The organism is Paracidovorax avenae ATCC 19860 (genome assembly GCF_000176855.2).
Lineage (GTDB): Bacteria > Pseudomonadota > Gammaproteobacteria > Burkholderiales > Burkholderiaceae_C > Paracidovorax > Paracidovorax avenae.
On sequence record NC_015138.1, the window covers coordinates 4,003,043 to 4,019,429 of the forward strand.

A 16,387-nucleotide genomic window follows, 5' to 3' on the forward strand; every position below is an offset into this window, starting at 1 on the left:
GGGCGGAATGCGCCGCGTGGTGTACAAACACACCCGGACCGACCGGAGACACCAACGCCCATGCCCATCGACCGACGCACCCTCCTCGCCGCAGCGGCCGCTTCGCCGCTGGCACTGCCGCTGCCTGCCCTGGCCCAGCCCCGCAAGGACACCGTCGTGCTGGCGATGACGCTGGAACCGCCGGGCCTGGATCCGACATCCGGTGCGGCGTCGGCCATCGGCGAGATCACGCTCTACAACGTGTTCGAAACGCTGACCCGCATCAACCCCGACGGCAGCACCTCCCCGCTGCTGGCGGAACGGTGGGATATCTCCCCGGACCTGAAGACCATCACGTTCCACCTGCGCCAGGGCGTGAAATTCCACAATGGCGTTCCGTTCAATGCCGCGGCGGTGAAGTATTCCTTCGACCGCGCGTCCGGCGAGAGAAGCACCAACAAGGACAAGCGCACCTTCGCGAACCTCGCCACGCAGGTGGTGGACGAGCACACGGTGACCGTCATCGGCAAGGAGATCGATCCCGACCTGCTGTTCCTGCTCGGCCAGGCCACGGCCGCGATCGTGGAGCCCACGAGTGCGGAGGGCAACGGCGTGCGGCCGGTGGGCACGGGGCCCTATCAGTTCACGGCCTGGAGCCAGGGAGCGTCCGTCACGCTGTCCGCATGGGACGGCTACCGCACGCCGGGCACGGCGAAGATCCGCCGTGCGGTGTTCCGCTTCATCTCCGATCCTGCCGCCCAGGTGGCGGCCCTGATGGCGGGCGACGTGGATGCGTTCCCGCGCGTGGCGCCCCGCAGCGTGCCCCAGTTCAAGGCCAACCCGCGCTTCCAGGTGATCGTGAGCGGCTCGCGCGCCAAGACCATCCTCGCGATCAACAACCAGCGCAAGCCGCTGGACGACGTGCGCGTGCGCCGGGCCATCGCGGCGGCCATCGACCGCAAGGCGGTGATCCAGGGCGGCGCGGACGGGCTGGGCGTTCCCATCGGCAGCCATTACGTGCCGGGCGCATTCGGCTACGTGGACACCACGGGAATCAACCCCTACGACCCCGACAAGGCCCGCCGGCTGCTGGCAGAGGCCGGGGTGAAGACGCCGCTCGAGCTCACGATGACACTGCCCCCCACGCCCTATGCGCGCCAGGGCGGGGAAGTGATCGCGGCGCAGCTGGCCAAGGTGGGCATCGTGGCGAAGCCGCGGAACGTGGAATGGGCGCAGTGGCTGAGCGGCACCTATGCCAACAAGAACTACGACCTCACGCTGATTTCCCACGTGGAGCCCTTCGACCTGGGCAATTTCGCCAAGCCCGACTACTACTGGGGATACCGTTCGCCGCGGTTCGACGCGCTCTACGAGCAGATCAGGAACACAGCCCAGCCCGCCGACCGGGCCCGGCTGCTGGGCGATGCGCAGCGGTTGCTGGCGGAGGACTGCGTGCACGCCTTCCTCTACCAGGCGCAATGGGCCACGGTGGCGAACCGCAACCTGCGCGGCCTGTGGAAGGACATGCCCATCTTCGCCAACGACCTGTCGGCGCTGTCGTGGGCGTGACCCTTTTTTTCCGACCCCACCTTCCCCTGGATACCACCACCGAATGGATACCCTGATCATGGCGGCCTTCATCGCCGCCGGCGTGCACATGCTGAACCTGCGGCAGCAGCGCCGCCGCATCGGCCTGCTCGCCCGCCACCTGGCGAACTACCAGATCGAAAAGCTCATGGAGAACCTGCTGGAGGGCTATCTGCGGGCGCTCGGCGAGAAGGAAGAAGCGCGGCGCGACCAGATCTGGCAGTTGCTGCGCACCACGGAGCAGCAACTGGCGGAGCAGTTCCAGCGCTTCGCGGCGGAGTTTTCGCAGATACCGCCGGAGAAGACGCGCGTGAGCCGCATTCCGGTGGCCCTGCCCTTCGCGCTGCAGCTGTTTCCCGCGGCATCGTTCGACCTGCGGCAGGTGTTCGTCGTCCATGCGCAGGGCATCGCGCGCGGCGTACGCAACGATGCCGGCCTCACGCAGCGCGACAAAGCCTTCACGCTGACGGCGGAACTGCTGCTGATGCAGCACACCTGCCACTGGTTCTGCAAGTCGAAGACGGTAGCCTCGGCGCGCATGGTGGCCCGCCACCGCACGCCGCACCAGCAGCTGGTGGAATCGGTATCGCCGGAAACGCGGCGGGCCTACCTGGCGCTGGTGGAGGCCTGAGCGGCCGGTCGCGGGCCTGCGCCTGCCGCCGCGCTAGCCCAGCCTTGCGATTCGTGCGGCGGCGGTATCCACATGGGCTTGCAGCGCGTGCACACACGCAGTGAAGCGATCGCTGAAACCCGGAACGCCACGCAGCGCGGCCAGATACTGCCGGGCCATCAGGACGGCATCCCTCCATATCCTCGAAGGCACAGCGGGCAGGATGACAGGATCGGGCACCGCTGCCGGCACGCCCCCGCCGCGGCGCGGTGCGAACGCCATCGGGGTCATGTCGTACGCCGGCGCGAGCGCATATGGCCGCCCCTGCCCGGAAATGAATGAAAGGTTGCCGGTATGCATGTCGGTATTGCCGATCAGCGTGCCGAACGCCCAGAGCCGGCTGGCCATATCCACCGCTTCGGGGGACACGCACCGCTGCCGGACCAGCGCCTGAACGATCGACGGCCAGCCGCCTGTGCCCTGGCCCACGAACTCGGCGTCCAGCGCGGCCAGCGAGAAAAGGCCGATTCGCCCTGTCGGCCCCGCACGGTCGAATCGCTCCACCTCAAGGAACCGCTGTCCCGCATGGTCGATCACGGCAGTGCGGGACGCCGGAATCCCGGCGTCCGACAGCACATTCAGGGCGAGATGCTCGGCCAGCAGCAGGTCGCGCCAGCGCTCGCTCACAGGGCCGGGCTCGGCCTCGGTGAATTTCACCAGCACGTGCCGGGGGCCTGAGGTGGTCTCGGCAAAGGCGATGAATTTCGGCTGCTCCCCACCGGCGGAAGATCCGGGCACTTCGCCCCGCGCTGCCGCATCGGCAAGCGCTGCGTATGCAGCTGCCTTGTCTTGCAGGGGGATCGGCACGGGGGCCGGACCGTGCACGAACTGGTGGACTGCAGTGTCGCCAAGCAGCAGGTTGCCCACGGGATCACCTCCCTGGGAGATCAGGGCGCGCACGACATCCTTGTCCGACCAGTCCGAGAGCCGCTGCGGAAGCCCAAGGGCGCCGCCGTGGCGAAGCAGAAATGCCCGCCCCAGGTAGCCCTGGGGCCGCATATCGAAGAGCCACCACGGGAGACCGTCGCTGTGCCGCGCCACGCCATCGGCCTGCTGCATGACATAACCGTCCGGATGCACTGGCAACAGATCGCCCAGCCAGCGCGTGCGTCCTTCGGTATCCACGCGGTGGACGGGAATGGCGGCATGGCCGCGAGAGAGATCGCGCAGCACATACTGAATAGATCGGGCCCTGCCCAGCCGCAGCACCTCGTCGCCCAGCACTGCGATCGCCCGGGAGATGGTCGGCTGGCTCACGCGCAGGCGCTCGGACAGCGCACGCGCGGTTTGGGGCCCCTTCCGCAGCGCCAGGCGCAGCGCGTCAGAGTGCATTTGAATGGATTAATGAATAGATAAATGAATGGATATTCTATTCCGTCAGACCATTTTGCAATGCAGTTTCACGACGCCATTCCACCCAGGCACAGGTACTTGATGACCACGTAGTCATCGATGCCGTAGTGCGAGCCTTCGCGCCCCAGGCCCGACTGCTTCACGCCGCCGAACGGGCCGACCTCGTTCGAGATCAAGCCGGTGTTGATGCCCACGATGCCGTATTCGAGCGATTCGGCGACGCGCCAGACGCGCTGGATGTCGCGGCTGTAGAAGTAGCTCGCCAGGCCGAACTCGGTGTCGTTGGCCAGGCGGATGGCCTCTTCGTCGGATTCGAACCGGAAGAGCGGCGCGACCGGGCCGAACGTCTCTTCGCGCGAGAGCTGCATCTGCGGCGTGGCGCCGGTCAGCACGGTGGGCTCGAAGAAGGTGCCGCCCAGCGCATGCGGCTTGCCACCCGTGAGGATGCGCGCGCCCTTGGCCACGGCGTCCTGCAGGTGCTCCTGCACCTTCTTCACGGCGGCATCGTCGATGAGCGGGCCCTGCTCCACGCCTTCGTCCATGCCATTGCCGACCTTCAGGCGACGCACGGCCTCGGCCAGCTTGTTGGCAAAGGCGTCGTACACGCCGGCCTGCACGTAGATGCGGTTGGCGCACACGCAGGTCTGGCCGGCGTTGCGGAACTTGGAGGCGATGGCGCCCTGCACGGCCGCGTCCAGGTCGGCATCGTCGAACACGATGAAGGGCGCGTTGCCGCCCAGCTCCAGCGAGAGCTTCTTGATCGTGTCGGCGCTCTGTCGCATCAGGGCGCGGCCGGTTTCGGTGGAGCCGGTGAAGGTGAGCTTGCGCACCAGCGGGTTGGAGGTCATCTCGCCACCGATGTCGCCGGAGCTGCCGGTGAGCACGCTGAACACGCCGGGCGGCACGCCGGCTTCCTCGGCCAGCACCGCGAGGGCGAGTGCCGAGAGCGGCGTGGCGCTGGCGGGCTTGAGCACCATGGGGCAGCCGGCCGCGAGCGCCGGGCCGGCCTTGCGCGTGATCATCGCGGCAGGAAAGTTCCACGGCGTGATGGCTGCGCAGACGCCGATCGGCTCCTTGAGCACCACGATGCGCTTGTCGGCCGCGGGCGAGGCGAGGGTATCGCCGTGTACGCGCTTGCCCTCTTCCGCGAACCATTCGATGAAGGAGGCCGCATAGGTGACCTCGCCCCTGGCCTCGGCCAGCGGCTTGCCCTGCTCCGCGGTCATGATCGCGGCCAGGTCGTCGGTGTTCGCCAGCATGAGGTCGTTCCAGCGGCGCAGGATGGCGGCGCGCTCCTTGGCGGTCTTCCGGCGCCAGGGCCCCCAGGCTCGGTTCGCGGCCTCGATGGCGCGGCGGGCCTCGGCCGCGCCCATGCGCGGTACCCGGGCCACGGTGTCGCCCGTGGCGGGATTGGTGACGTCGATGGTGCCGCCGTCGTCGGCGTCCACCCACTGGCCGTCCAGATAGGCCTGCTCGCGCAGCAGGCCAGGGTTCTTGAGCTTCAGCATGCAAGGGTCTCCTGGAAAAGAACGGAGCCGCCGTCCGTCGCCGGAAGGCGGCCCACCTGAAGACCCTACCGCGCTCTGCCGCACGCGGCTGTAGGGCATCCGCCCGAACCGCCGGGCAGTGCCCTGCCCTTCAGCGCACCATGCAGGGCCGCTTGTTGTCGAAGCGCCAGCCCGGCACCAGATACTGCATGGCGACCGCATCGTCGCGTGCACCCAGGCCATGCTGCAGGTAGAGCCGGTGCGCGGCCTCCACCGCATCCATGTCCAGCTCCAGGCCCAGGCCGGGGCGCTGCGGCACCTGGATCTGCCCGTCTTCGATTGGGTACGGCGCACGCGTGAGATGCTGTCCGTCCTGCCAGATCCAGTGGGTGTCGATGGCTGTGACCTTGCCGGGCGCGGCGGCCGCCACGTGGGTGAACATGGCGAGCGACACGTCGAAATGGTTGTTGGAGTGCGAGCCCCAGGTCAGGCCGAAGGCCTCGCACACCTGGGCGACGCGCACCGATCCGGCCATGGTCCAGAAGTGCGGGTCGGCGAGCGGAATGTCCACCGACTGCAGCGACAGGCTGTGCGACATCTCGCGCCAGTCGGTGGCGACCATGTTGGTGGCCGTGGGCAGGCCGGTCGCGCGGCGGAACTCGGCCATCACTTCGCGGCCGGAATACACGCCCTCGGCGCCGCACGGGTCTTCGGCATAGGCCATGACGCCGTGCAGGTCGCGCGTGAGGCGCACGGCATCCTTCAGCAGCCAGCCGCCGTTGGGGTCGAGCGTGACACGTGCCTGCGGGAAGCGCTCATGCAGCGCACGGATCGCCTCCACCTCGTCCTCGCCGCGCAGCACGCCGCCCTTGAGCTTGAAGTCGGCGAAGCCGTAGCGCGCATGCGTGGCCTCGGCCAGGCGCACGATGGCCTCGGGCGTGAGCGCTTCTTCATTGCGCAGGCGGAACCAGTCGTCATGCGCACCGGATTCGTCGCGGTAGGCCAGGTCGGTCTTGCGGCGGTCGCCCACGTAGAACAGATAACCCAGCACCTGCACGGCCGCGCGCTGCTGGCCGTCGCCCAGCAGGGCGGCCACGGGCACGCCCAGGTGCTGGCCCAGCAGGTCGAGGAAGCACGACTCCACGGCGGTGAGCGCGTGGATCGTCACGCGCAGGTCGAAGGTCTGCAGGCCGCGGCCACCGCTGTCGCGGTCGGCGAAGCGCGCGCGCATCGCGTTCAGCACCGCGCGGTGGTTGCCCACGCCCTGGCCCACGATCAGCGCACGCGCGTCCTCCAGCGTCTGCCGGATCTTCTCGCCGCCCGGCACTTCGCCCACGCCGGTGCGGCCGGCGCTATCGCGCAGGATCAGCAGGTTGCGCGTGAAGAAGGGGCCGTGTGCGCCGCTCAGGTTCAGCAGCATGCTGTCGTGGCCGGCCACGGGCACGACGCGCAGGTCGGTGATGACGGGCGTGGCGCCCGGGGCCTGGAGGTTGTCGGAAGGTGTCATGGTGAATGAGAAAAGGAAAGTGGGTATGGCGGCCCGCTGGTGCGGTGTCCAACGCGCGCCCTGTAACCGTCCGATGGCCGCGGAGCAGGCCACGCCAGCGGCGCAGCCGCTCAGGGAGGTGCTGTTCACTAGTCCGAGGTGATCTTGCGCGTTTCGATGAGTTGCTTCCAGCGGGTCCATTCGCGGGCCTGGAAAGCCGTGAACTCGGCCGGCGTGCTCGCCACGATTTCCAGGCCCTGTTCTTCCATGCGCTTGCGCACGGCGGGGTCCTTCATCGACGCGATGGCGGCGGCGGCGAGCTTGTCTTTCACGGCGGTGGGCAGGCCCTTGGGCGCGGCCATGCCCTGCCAGGAATACACCTCGGCACCCGCCACCCCGGCCTCGGCCAGCGTGGGAACGTCGGGCAGCACGGGCGAACGCTTGCTGCCGGTGACGGCGATGGCATGCAGCTTGCCCGCGCGGATGTGCGGCAGCACGGCGTTCACGTTCTGGAACGAGAAATCCACCTGGTTGCCCAGCAGGTCGTTGATGGCCGGCGCACCACCCTTGTAGGGGATATGCAGGCCCTGCGTGCCGGTCTGCTGCCAGAACACCTCGGCGGCAAGGTGGTCGGAAGAGCCGTTGCCGGAACTCGCGAAGCTCACCTTGCCGGGCTGGGCCTTGAGCTGGGCGATCACCTCCGGCACCGTGCGGGCCTTCTGCGCCACGTTGGCCACGAGCACGTTCGGTGCCTGCACCGGCACGGTGATGTAGTCGAAATCTCTGGTGGCGTCGTAGGGCACGTTTTTCTGCAGGTGCGGCGTGACGACGAAAGCGCCCAGGGAGGACACCAGCAGGGTGTAGCCGTCGGGGGCCGAGCGCTTCACGAAGCCGGCGCCAATGGTGCCGGTCGCGCCGGGCCGGTTGTCCACCACGAAGTTCTGGCCCAGCTTGTCTCCCATGTACTGGGCCATGGCGCGCGCCACCATGTCGGTGGAGCCGCCCGCAGGGAAGGGCACGATGATGGTGACCGGCTTGTCGGGCCAGGCGCCCTGCGCCAGGGCGGGCGTCGCCGTGCAGAGCATGGCGGACAGCGAAAGGGCGGCGCAGAGGCACCGGCGGAATCGGGTGGCGGGCATGGCTTTTGTCTCCTTATATGTCTCAGTTGGTTCAAACTTCAGTCGTCAAGGCAGGCCGGCCGGCCTTGGCCATTGAACGGGTTGACTCACCGCCGCGCAGCCTGTGTCTCCTGCGAGCGCGAGCTCGAATGACAGCCCAGGGCGCACGGTGGTGGTCCCTTTGTTCTGCCGCATCCCGAATGGTTGACCGAACACATTTCGTATTCGTAAGGCTGGGAGTTGGAGAACCGCTATGAGTGAACTCGTCTACGTGGGCATCGATATCGCCAAGAACAGCTTCGAAGTGGCTGTCACGGGCGAACTGCAGACGCTCAATCTGGCCAACGACGAAGCCGGCCATGCCCAGCTGTGCCAATGGCTCGCACCGCTGGCGCCCAGGCTCATCCTGATGGAGGCCACCGGCGGCTATGAGCAAGACCTCGCGCTGGCCTTGGCGGGCGCGGGCTTGCGCGTGTCGGTGGTCAACCCTCGCCAGGCACGCGACTTCGCGCGCTGCGTGGGCAAGCTGGCCAAGACCGACCGCATCGACGCGCAAGCTCTGCGCAGCTTTGCCTCGATGCTCGATGCGCAAGGCCACCAGCCTCGTGCCCTGGCCGACGACGAGCGCCGCGAGCTCACGGCCCTGGTGGTGCGCCGCAGGCAACTGCTGACCATGCTGGTGTCCGAGCGCCAGCGCCTGGGCGTGGCCCACCGCAAGGCCAAGCCCAGCATCCTGGCGATCATGGATGCCATCGCGGCGCAATTGCACGATGTCGATGACGAGCTCAAGGCGCATGTCCAGACTCACCACGCCGACCTGGCCAAACTGCTGACCTCGGTCAAGGGCGTGGGGCCGACGACCGCCTGCACGCTGCTGGCGCAACTTCCCGAACTCGGCCAGCTCAATCGCAAGCAGATCACGGCCCTGGTCGGTCTGGCGCCCATGAACCGAGACTCGGGCACGCTCAGGGGCCAGCGCCACATCTTCGGTGGCCGCGCCGACGTGCGGCGCGTGCTCTACGTCGCAGCCTTGGTCGGCACGCGCTTCAACCCCGTCCTCAAGGTGTTCTACGCCAAGCTGCTGGCCGCGGGCAAAGCCAAGAAGGTCGCCCTCGTGGCATGCATGCACAAGCTGCTGGTCATCCTGAACGCGATCGCTCGCACCAGGTCGCCCTGGCGCGATGACTTTGCTGAGCGTCTTTGAGCTAGTCATTCAAGATGGTTGCTGTTTTGCGAATGTTAACGTTAACATTCGCCAAATGCAGAGGGTAAACCCTGCATCGTGGGTGGATGGATCCGCCATCCGGCGACCTCACGCTGGGCAGCACACCCTAGACTCGCCAGATGGCCCTCCCCCCCGATTCCCCTCCCCTCCCCCCCGGTCCGGCCGCCCGCCCAGGGCCGGCTCCGCGCGCCACCGTCACCCTGCGGGAAGTGGCCGACCGTGCCGGGGTGTCGATGATCACGGTCTCCCGCGTGCTGAAGACGCCGCGGCAGGTCAGCGAGGCCACCCGCGCCCGCGTGGAGGAAGCCGTGTCCGCCCTGGGCTACGTACCCAACCTGCTGGCGGGCGGCCTGCGCTCTGCACGCAGTCACCTTGTCATGGCCCTGGTACCCACCATCCGGGGCCAGCTGTTCGGGGAAATGATCCAGTCGCTCACCGATGCGCTGCATGCGCGCGGCTTCCAGGTCGTATTCGGCGAGGTGGGCTACGCGGCGTCGCGCGAGGACGAACTGCTGCGCGCCATCGTCGGGCGGCGGCCGGACGGCATCGTGCTCACGGGGGTGATGCATTCCCCCGAGGGACGGCGCCTGCTGCTCGCTTCGGGCATTCCCGTGGTGGAAACCTGGGACACCACGCCCACGCCCATCGACATGCTCGTGGGGCTGTCGCACGAGCGGCTGGGCGAGGCGGTGTGCCGCTACCTGCATGGCCGCGGGCGGCGCCGGCTGGCGCTCGTCAGCGGTGACGACGAACGCGCCGCGCGGCGCCAGCGGGGGTTTTCCGAGGCCGCCCGGCAACTGGGCCTGCAGGAGCCGGTCCTGAGGTGGGTGCCCGCCCCCACGTCGCATGCCCAGGGGCGCGATGCATTGGCTGCGCTGCGGGAGGAAGTCCCCGACATCGACGCCGTGTTCTGCAGCTCCGACATGCTGGCGCTGGGCGTGCTCACGGAGGCCCGCGAGCGCGGCATCGCGGTGCCGCGGGACCTGGCCGTCGTGGGTTTCGGCGACATCGAGTTCGCCGCCACCCTGGCGCCCAGCCTGACCACCGTGCGCATCGACGGCACGCGCATCGGCCGGATCGCCGCGTCCTTCATTGCCGACCGGGCGGAGGGTAGCGCCGTGCCGGAACCCCGCGTGGACATCGGGTTCTCGATCGTGGAGCGCGAGAGCGTTTGACGCGATGCACGCAGGCGCGGGCACGCAGGTCGTGTTGCGCTTCGCGGTACTGCAAGGCCCTGCGCTCTTCCATCCGGCAATTGCCGGCGTTCGCGCAGGATGGAACGATGACATCCATTCCTCCATCATTCCCTACCGGCCGCGCCGAACCCGCCCGGGCCGCGTCCCCCGTGCCTGGCGGCGACATCGGCACGGCTCCTGCTTCCTCGAGCCGCCGCTCGTCCCGCCGCGATGCAGCAGGACCGCTGGCAGAACTGCGCGGCATCCGGGGGCCGGGCCTGGGCCGTCCACCACCCCGCGCAGGGCTGCGCGCACCCCGGCAGGCGCCGACGGCAGCGCTCTGGTCCGCACTGCTGTTCGCGGCGCTGTGGACCCGGTCGGAAAGCCCGCGCCCGGCGCGGACACCGCCGCCCCTGTCCGCAGCGGAAGCCGCGGTCCTAGAGCGGCTCAGGCAATACCGCCCCGCGCGGCCGCAGAACTGCATTCTGTTCAGCGATCCCAACAAGGATCCGGACGACGCGGTGTCCTTCGTCATCGGGAAGCCCTTGCAGGACATGGGGCTGGCGAGGATCCACCATGTCGTGACCACCCTCGGCCCCGCCGAAGTCAGGAAGGAGCGCGCGCGGTTCGCCAAGGGGGTATTCGATGCCCTCGGCATGCCCGCGGTCGCCGTATCGGCAGGCGGCGATTACGACATCGGCCGCAGATCGGCAGACCATGGTGTCTTCCTGCGGCGCGGAGAGCCGTTGCGCGCTCCGCAAGAGCGCCTGGGGGCGCAAGCGGGACAGGACATCGGCGGCAGCCTGGCACGCCTGGAAGGCAGGGCCACGCTGGTGGCAATCGCCGGAATGACCGATGCCAATGCCCTGCTGCAACAGCACCCCGCGCTCGTCAGGGAGAAGGTGGAACGCATCGTCATCATGGGCGGCATCGAACACGCCCCGGACGCCGAAGGATGGGTGCAGCCCGACGAGCGCGCCTACAACAACCACACCGACCAGGCCGCCGCGCGCGCGTTCTACCGCACGGCCCAGGAATACGGCATTCCCCTGCGCATCGTCAGCAAGGAGGCCGCCTACCAAGCGGCAGTGCCGCCGGAGCTCTACGAAGCGCTGGGCAAGACCGGCCACCCGGTGGGCAGCTACCTGATGGACATCCAGCGTGACGCACTCAGGCATCTGTGGCGAGGCATCGTGGAAGGCCAGATTGCCCGGCTCGACAAGCGGTGGTTCTATGACACCTTCGTCGCGCGCCCCGGGCAAGGCGCGCAGGCCTTCGAGGCGTGGCGGACATCCGCCGAGGCTTCCTTCGACGCGGTGTGGGAGAGCATCAGCCGGCTGAACCTCTACGACCCGCTCACGCTGCTGGCCGCCACCGAGGGGCCCGCAGGCATGTTGTTCCGCCCGGCCACCGTGCCAACGCGGGGTACGGGGGTGGTGGAAGTCATCGGGGCCGGGCAGGTGGCCGCACCCACGGACGCCAGAAACCTGATGTCCGCCCTCGCCAAGACCGCCCTGGCTGGCTGACAGGGCCTGCTGCGGCGGGCGGAGCCAGGGATCAACGCATCGGGATCACGAACACCTTGCGCGGCGCCGTGCATCCCGGGCCTTCGTAGGGTTCGCTGTCGCGCTCCCAGCCCGGGCCCGGGGACACCTGCGCGCAGACGCGCTGGCCATCCACCTTGCTGCGCCAGTAGTACCAGGCGGCCGGGCCGGCGTGCGCGGCCATGCAGCACAGCGCTGCCAGTGCGGCGCAGGCGGCGCGGCGCCCTGGCGTCGTTATTGCCGTGGCCTTGTCGAGCATGCGGAACTCCTTTCGCCGCCGATGTCCGCGGCGATCCTGGCTGCATTGTGAGGCGCCCGCGTGAAGCTGGCGCAAAGCAGGGAATTCGGCGTGCGCGATCAGCTGCCGGGAAACGGCGCGGTCACGATCCATCCCTCGACCGGGTCCAGGCCTGCAGGCAGGCCGTAGAGCGGGTCGCCCCGGGCATGGCGCTGCGCCGCCCAGGCGGCCTGCACGAGGCACAGCACGGCATCCAGGCTGTCGCCGCTCGCGTCGCCGGCCAGAGCGTCCCGCTGCGCATGCGTGAGCGCCAGCCGCAGGCCGAGGCGGGTGGCGCCCGATTCCAGGCCCGCGATCAGGTCCTTGCGGGCGATGAAGCGCTCGGTGGTCTGCTTCGCCGCCTCGTCGCTCTTGTAACTGCGCCGTCCGAGGATCTCGCGCGCCAGCAGGCCGGGATAGGCCTCCAGCGCCACGCGCGCCGGATCGCCCGCCTGCAGCCCGGGCAGGTGGACACCGGCGTCGATCAGCAGCGGCAGCCCCGCGTGCAGCATGTAGGCCACGGGCGGGTTCACCCATTTCATCGAGGTGCTGGAGCCGGCCGGCCCGTCAGTGGCCCGGTGGGCGAACTTCGCGCCCACGGGACGCGCGGCGCAGAAAGCCGCGAACGTTTCGCGGATCTGCGGCCGGGTGAGGCTGCGGTAGTGGGCCATGCTGCCGGCCCAGTCCACGGGCCAGCCAAGAGCCTCCAGCAGCCCGCGCGGCAGGCCGAACGGCAGGTCGAAGCCGCCCACCCAGGCACCGGGAGCTGCCAGCCAGCGACCGAAGGACTCCAGCGTCTCGAACCGCTCCAGCCCCGACAGCGCCACCCGGCCACCGCGTTCGCGGCCGACCGCGAGCACGATGGGCTTGCGCCGGCTCGGGCTGCTGGAGAAGTCGCAGCCGAGCAGCAACGGCCCGGGGCCGGGAGCAGGAGGGAGTGCCGGTGCCGCCATGGTCCAGGGCTTGTGAAAGGCCCTACCCCAGCGCCAGCGCCACCACGCCGGCCGCGATGAGCACGGCGCCCGCCAGGCGGGCCGCGCGGTCGCCTTCTCCGAGCAGGTGGCCGCCGATGAGGGCCGCGAACAGCATCGACACCTCGCGGGCCGGCGCGACGTGCGACATGGGCGCCTCCTGCATCGCATAGAGCACCAGGACGTAGGCCACCGGGCTCACCACCGCCACGGCGACGGCGAAGCGCCACTGGGCGCGCCACAGCCGGCGCGCCGTGGGCACGTCGCGCAGCACGACCGGAGCCAGCAGTGCCACCCGCACGAAGTTGCCCATGTAGTCCACGAGGATGGGCGACATCAGCAGCATCTTGACCGCATAGCCGTCCACCACGGTGTAGCTCGCGATGAAGGCGCCCGTGAGCAGCCCGTAGGCGATGCCCTTGTGCACCCGGGCGCGCGCGGCGGGATCGTGCGATGCCCGCAGCAGCGCCGGTCCGCCGGCGATGAGGAACACCCCGCCCACCACGCCTGCGATGCCGGCCAGGCCCAGCGCGCTGATGTGCTCGCCCAGGAAGGCGATGGCCACGAAGGAGGACAGCAGCGGCCCCGATCCCCGCGCCACGGGGTACACCACGGTGAGGTCCGCCTTGCGGTAGCCACGCAGCAGGATCACGTAGTAGGCGACGTGCAGCAGTCCGCTCGCAGCCACGAAGCCCCATTCCACGGCGCCCCAGAGCGGCACGGCCTCCCGGCCCAGCCATATGCCGACCGGGGCCCACACGACCATCATCACCACCGAGGTGAAAAAGGCGAAGCGCGCATCACCCCCCGCCTTCTTGGCGACGATGTTCCAGCCTGCGTGGATGAGGCCGGCCAGCAGGATGAGTGCGAAGGCGGAAAAGGGCATGCGGAGCCCCGCAGCGGCAGGGCAATAGCGGAATGGCGGATCGGAAAGCGCCCGGCAACCGTGGGCTGCAGGCGGGCCGCGTCAGGCGCGGCCGATGACCGACGCCGTGGCCATGAGCTCTTCCAGCAGCGCCAGGGAGACCCGGCCGGACACCAGGTACGGATCCAGCTCCGGCTTCTCGGAATACTTCAGCAGGGTCGAATGGTTGATGCGGCCGAGGTTCACCTGGCCCATGGTCCAGCCGCCGAAGCGGCGCTCCTCGATCTCCTCGAAGTGCAGGAGCTCGACGTCCTTGTGGCGGGGGTCGCGCAGGATGTGGCCGTAGAGTTCGTTCACGGCGGAGCGGCCGCCCTCGATGGCCTGCAGGAACACGCCGCCGCCATAGCACAGCACCCCGGTGATGCCGCTGCCCGGGTTGTGCTGGCGCGACTGGGCCAGTATGTCTTCGATGGCCGCGCTGGAGGTGTCCACCGCGCGGCTCGCATAGAGCAGGCGTACGAGCATGTCAGGTCCTTCCGGGGATGAGCGAGAGGAATTCCCGGCGCAGCGCAGCGTCCTTCAGGAAGACGCCGCGCATCACCGAGTTCAGCATTTTGCTGTCCATCTCGCGCACGCCCCGCCAGGACATGCAGAAGTGGCTGGCCTCCATCACGATCGCGAGGCCGTCGGGCTGGGTCTTTTCCATGATGAGGTCGGCCAGCTGCACCACGGCCTCCTCCTGGATCTGCGGGCGCCCCATGACCCAGTCCACCAGGCGCGCGTACTTCGACAGGCCGATGACGTTCGTGTGCTCGTTGGGCAGCACGCCGATCCACAGCTTGCCGATCACGGGGCAGAAATGGTGGCTGCAGGCGCTGCGCACGGTGATCGGCCCGACGATCATGAGCTCGTTCAGGTGCTCGGCATTGGGGAATTCGGTGATCGCGGGCTGCTTGACGTAACGGCCCCGGAACACCTCGCCCAGGTACATCTTCGCCACGCGCCGGGCGGTGTCCTGGGTGTTGTGGTCGCCGGCCGTGTCGATGACCATGCTGTCGAGCACGCCCTGCATCTTGGCCTCGACCTCGTCGAGCAATTGCTCGAGTTCGCCGGGCTCCAGGAAGTCGGCGATGTTGTCATTGGCATGGAACCGCTTGCGGGCCGCGAGCAGGCGCTCACGGATCTTGGCCGAGACAGGCGCGCCTTCGGGCGGGGGCGCGCTGTCCGGATCGTCGGCGAGGTGTGTGAACATGCAAGCGATGGTACCAGCGATGCGCCACCTCGGCTCGACAAGGGTTTCACCGCCTCCGGCGGCGCGGGACGGCCACACCAAGCTACCAAATCAATAGCAAAAGAACGTTTGGGGAAGGCAGCCTCAGTAGCGGCTGCCGGTCACCCACAGGGCCAGGCGCATGAGCGCGAACGCCACCCGGTCGCGCAGCCGCTGGCCCCAGGGTCGCGCCCCGTAGGCCTGCGGGTCCAGCTGCCGGCCGGCGTGCTCCATGGCGTCCACCAGCCGCGCCCGCAGCGCCCGCGCGAATCCCGCGTCCTCCACCACCACGTTCGCCTCGCGCGCCAGCAGCATGGACAGCGGATCGAGGTTGGACGAACCGACGGTCGCCCAGGGGTGCTCGCCCTGCGCGTCGATCACCGCCACCTTGGCATGCAGGAAGCTCGGCGCGTACTCGTGGATCTCCACCCCGGCCGCCAGCAGCGCGCCATAGACCGGGCGTGCCGCGTGGTACTGCATGAAATATTCGTAGCGCCCCTGCAGCAGCAGCCGCACGCGCACGCCGCGGCGCGCGGCCAGCACGAGCGCGTGCCGCAGCTTGCGCCCCGGCAGGAAGTAGGCGTTGGCGATGATGACTTCGTGGCGCGCATTGCCGATCGCGCGGCGGTAGGCGCGCTCGATGCGGCTGCGGTTGCGCAGGTTGTCGCGCAGCAGCAGCCCGGCCCGCAGCCCGTGTGCCGCCGCGGCCCCGCCGGGCGCAGCTTCCCGGGCCAGGCGCTCCGCCTGGCGCGCCTGCGCGGCGGCGCGCAGATCGCACATCAGGTCGGCCAGCCGGCGCTGCCGCGCGTCGCGCGTGGCCTGCAGGCGCCACCAGACCTGTTCCATGGCTTCGCCGGCCTCCTCCACGAGGCGGCCCTCCACCCGCACGGCGAAATCGAAGCGCGGCGACTCCAGCGCGCCATGGTTGGGGTCGTGCAGGTCATCCAGCACATTGATGCCGCCGCAGTACAGCACGCAGCCGTCCACTACGCACAGCTTGCGGTGCAGCCGCCGCCAGCGCCTGGGCAGCAGCAGGCCCAGCGGGCCCAGCGGCGAGTACACCTGCATGCGCACGCCGGCCTCCTCGAAGCGCTCGGGCCACGGCGAGCACAGGCGGCCCGTGCCCACCCCGTCCACCACGAGATGCACGCGCACGCCCCGGCGGGCCGCGCGGATCAGCGCCTCCGCGATGTCGGCTCCGGAGCCGGTGCAGTCGAAGATGTAGGTCTCGAACTGGATGTCCGAGAGCGCCGCATCCATGTCGGCCACCAGCGCGGAGAACAGCTCCGCCGAGCCCTGCAGCAGCGCCACGCGGTGCCCGCCGGACAAGGCCGCCGGTGCCGCGCGGCGCCGGTGCAGGGTGAAGCGCGGCACGCCGCG

General features: G+C 69.3%; 15 protein-coding genes. 5 read left to right on the forward strand and 10 right to left on the reverse strand.

Annotated elements, in window-relative coordinates:
- Positions 1–60: 60 nt before the first annotated feature.
- Both ACAV_RS17505 and ACAV_RS17510 read left to right on the forward strand, forming a co-directional pair.
- Complete coding sequence (locus tag ACAV_RS17505) at positions 61–1,548, forward strand: ABC transporter substrate-binding protein (RefSeq protein ID WP_013595919.1); 1,488 nt, start codon at positions 61–63, stop codon at positions 1,546–1,548.
- 43 nt (positions 1,549–1,591) lie between these two features.
- Positions 1,592–2,197, forward strand: a complete 606-nt coding sequence (locus ACAV_RS17510; RefSeq protein WP_041828812.1) for a hypothetical protein — start codon at positions 1,592–1,594, stop codon at positions 2,195–2,197.
- 33 nt (positions 2,198–2,230) lie between these two features.
- Here the strand turns inward: ACAV_RS17510 and yjjJ are convergent, their stop codons facing one another.
- From yjjJ to ACAV_RS17530, 4 genes are all read right to left on the reverse strand, one after another.
- Positions 2,231–3,568, reverse strand: coding sequence for a type II toxin-antitoxin system HipA family toxin YjjJ (gene yjjJ, locus ACAV_RS17515; RefSeq protein ID WP_013595921.1), 1,338 nt, complete (start codon positions 3,566–3,568; stop codon positions 2,231–2,233).
- A gap of 68 nt (positions 3,569–3,636) precedes the next feature.
- The gene (gabD, locus tag ACAV_RS17520; protein ID WP_013595922.1) at positions 3,637–5,097 is read right to left on the reverse strand and encodes an NADP-dependent succinate-semialdehyde dehydrogenase; all 1,461 of its coding nucleotides are present in this window, start codon (positions 5,095–5,097) and stop codon (positions 3,637–3,639) included.
- A 130-nt stretch (positions 5,098–5,227) separates the two neighbouring features.
- The gene (gene gudD / locus ACAV_RS17525) at positions 5,228–6,583 is read right to left on the reverse strand and encodes a glucarate dehydratase (protein ID WP_013595923.1); all 1,356 of its coding nucleotides are present in this window, start codon (positions 6,581–6,583) and stop codon (positions 5,228–5,230) included.
- A gap of 128 nt (positions 6,584–6,711) precedes the next feature.
- The gene (locus ACAV_RS17530) at positions 6,712–7,701 is read right to left on the reverse strand and encodes a Bug family tripartite tricarboxylate transporter substrate binding protein (protein WP_013595924.1); all 990 of its coding nucleotides are present in this window, start codon (positions 7,699–7,701) and stop codon (positions 6,712–6,714) included.
- Positions 7,702–7,933: 232 nt separating this feature from the next.
- Between ACAV_RS17530 and ACAV_RS17535 the strand changes: the two genes are divergently transcribed.
- The 3 genes from ACAV_RS17535 (at position 7,934) to xopQ (ending at position 11,606) form a co-directional block, all read left to right on the forward strand.
- On the forward strand, positions 7,934–8,884 hold the full coding sequence (locus tag ACAV_RS17535; RefSeq protein ID WP_013595010.1) for an IS110 family transposase: 951 nt from the start codon (positions 7,934–7,936) through the stop codon (positions 8,882–8,884).
- Between the two features lie 140 nt (positions 8,885–9,024).
- Positions 9,025–10,080, forward strand: a complete 1,056-nt coding sequence (locus ACAV_RS17540; RefSeq protein ID WP_013595925.1) for a LacI family DNA-binding transcriptional regulator — start codon at positions 9,025–9,027, stop codon at positions 10,078–10,080.
- A gap of 107 nt (positions 10,081–10,187) precedes the next feature.
- Positions 10,188–11,606, forward strand: a complete 1,419-nt coding sequence (gene xopQ, locus ACAV_RS17545; protein ID WP_013595926.1) for a type III secretion system effector XopQ — start codon at positions 10,188–10,190, stop codon at positions 11,604–11,606.
- Positions 11,607–11,637: 31 nt separating this feature from the next.
- On the opposite strand, the gene ACAV_RS17550 is transcribed toward xopQ, so the two are convergent.
- The 6 genes from ACAV_RS17550 to clsB form a co-directional block, all read right to left on the reverse strand.
- A complete protein-coding gene (locus tag ACAV_RS17550) occupies positions 11,638–11,883 on the reverse strand; it encodes a hypothetical protein (RefSeq protein WP_013595927.1) in 246 nt (81 codons plus the stop codon).
- A 98-nt stretch (positions 11,884–11,981) separates the two neighbouring features.
- Positions 11,982–12,854 (reverse strand): DUF429 domain-containing protein, encoded by an 873-nt coding sequence (locus tag ACAV_RS17555; RefSeq protein ID WP_013595928.1) that lies wholly within the window; start codon positions 12,852–12,854, stop codon positions 11,982–11,984.
- A 22-nt stretch (positions 12,855–12,876) separates the two neighbouring features.
- Entirely contained in the window at positions 12,877–13,758 is an 882-nt protein-coding gene (locus ACAV_RS17560; RefSeq protein WP_013595929.1) for an EamA family transporter, read from the reverse strand.
- Between the two features lie 81 nt (positions 13,759–13,839).
- Entirely contained in the window at positions 13,840–14,262 is a 423-nt protein-coding gene (locus tag ACAV_RS17565; RefSeq protein ID WP_013595930.1) for a BLUF domain-containing protein, read from the reverse strand.
- Position 14,263: 1 nt separating this feature from the next.
- Complete coding sequence (gene folE, locus ACAV_RS17570; protein ID WP_013595931.1) at positions 14,264–14,989, reverse strand: GTP cyclohydrolase I; 726 nt, start codon at positions 14,987–14,989, stop codon at positions 14,264–14,266.
- A gap of 123 nt (positions 14,990–15,112) precedes the next feature.
- The gene (gene clsB / locus ACAV_RS17575; protein WP_174270304.1) at positions 15,113–16,381 is read right to left on the reverse strand and encodes a cardiolipin synthase ClsB; all 1,269 of its coding nucleotides are present in this window, start codon (positions 16,379–16,381) and stop codon (positions 15,113–15,115) included.
- Positions 16,382–16,387: the final 6 nt, after the last annotated feature.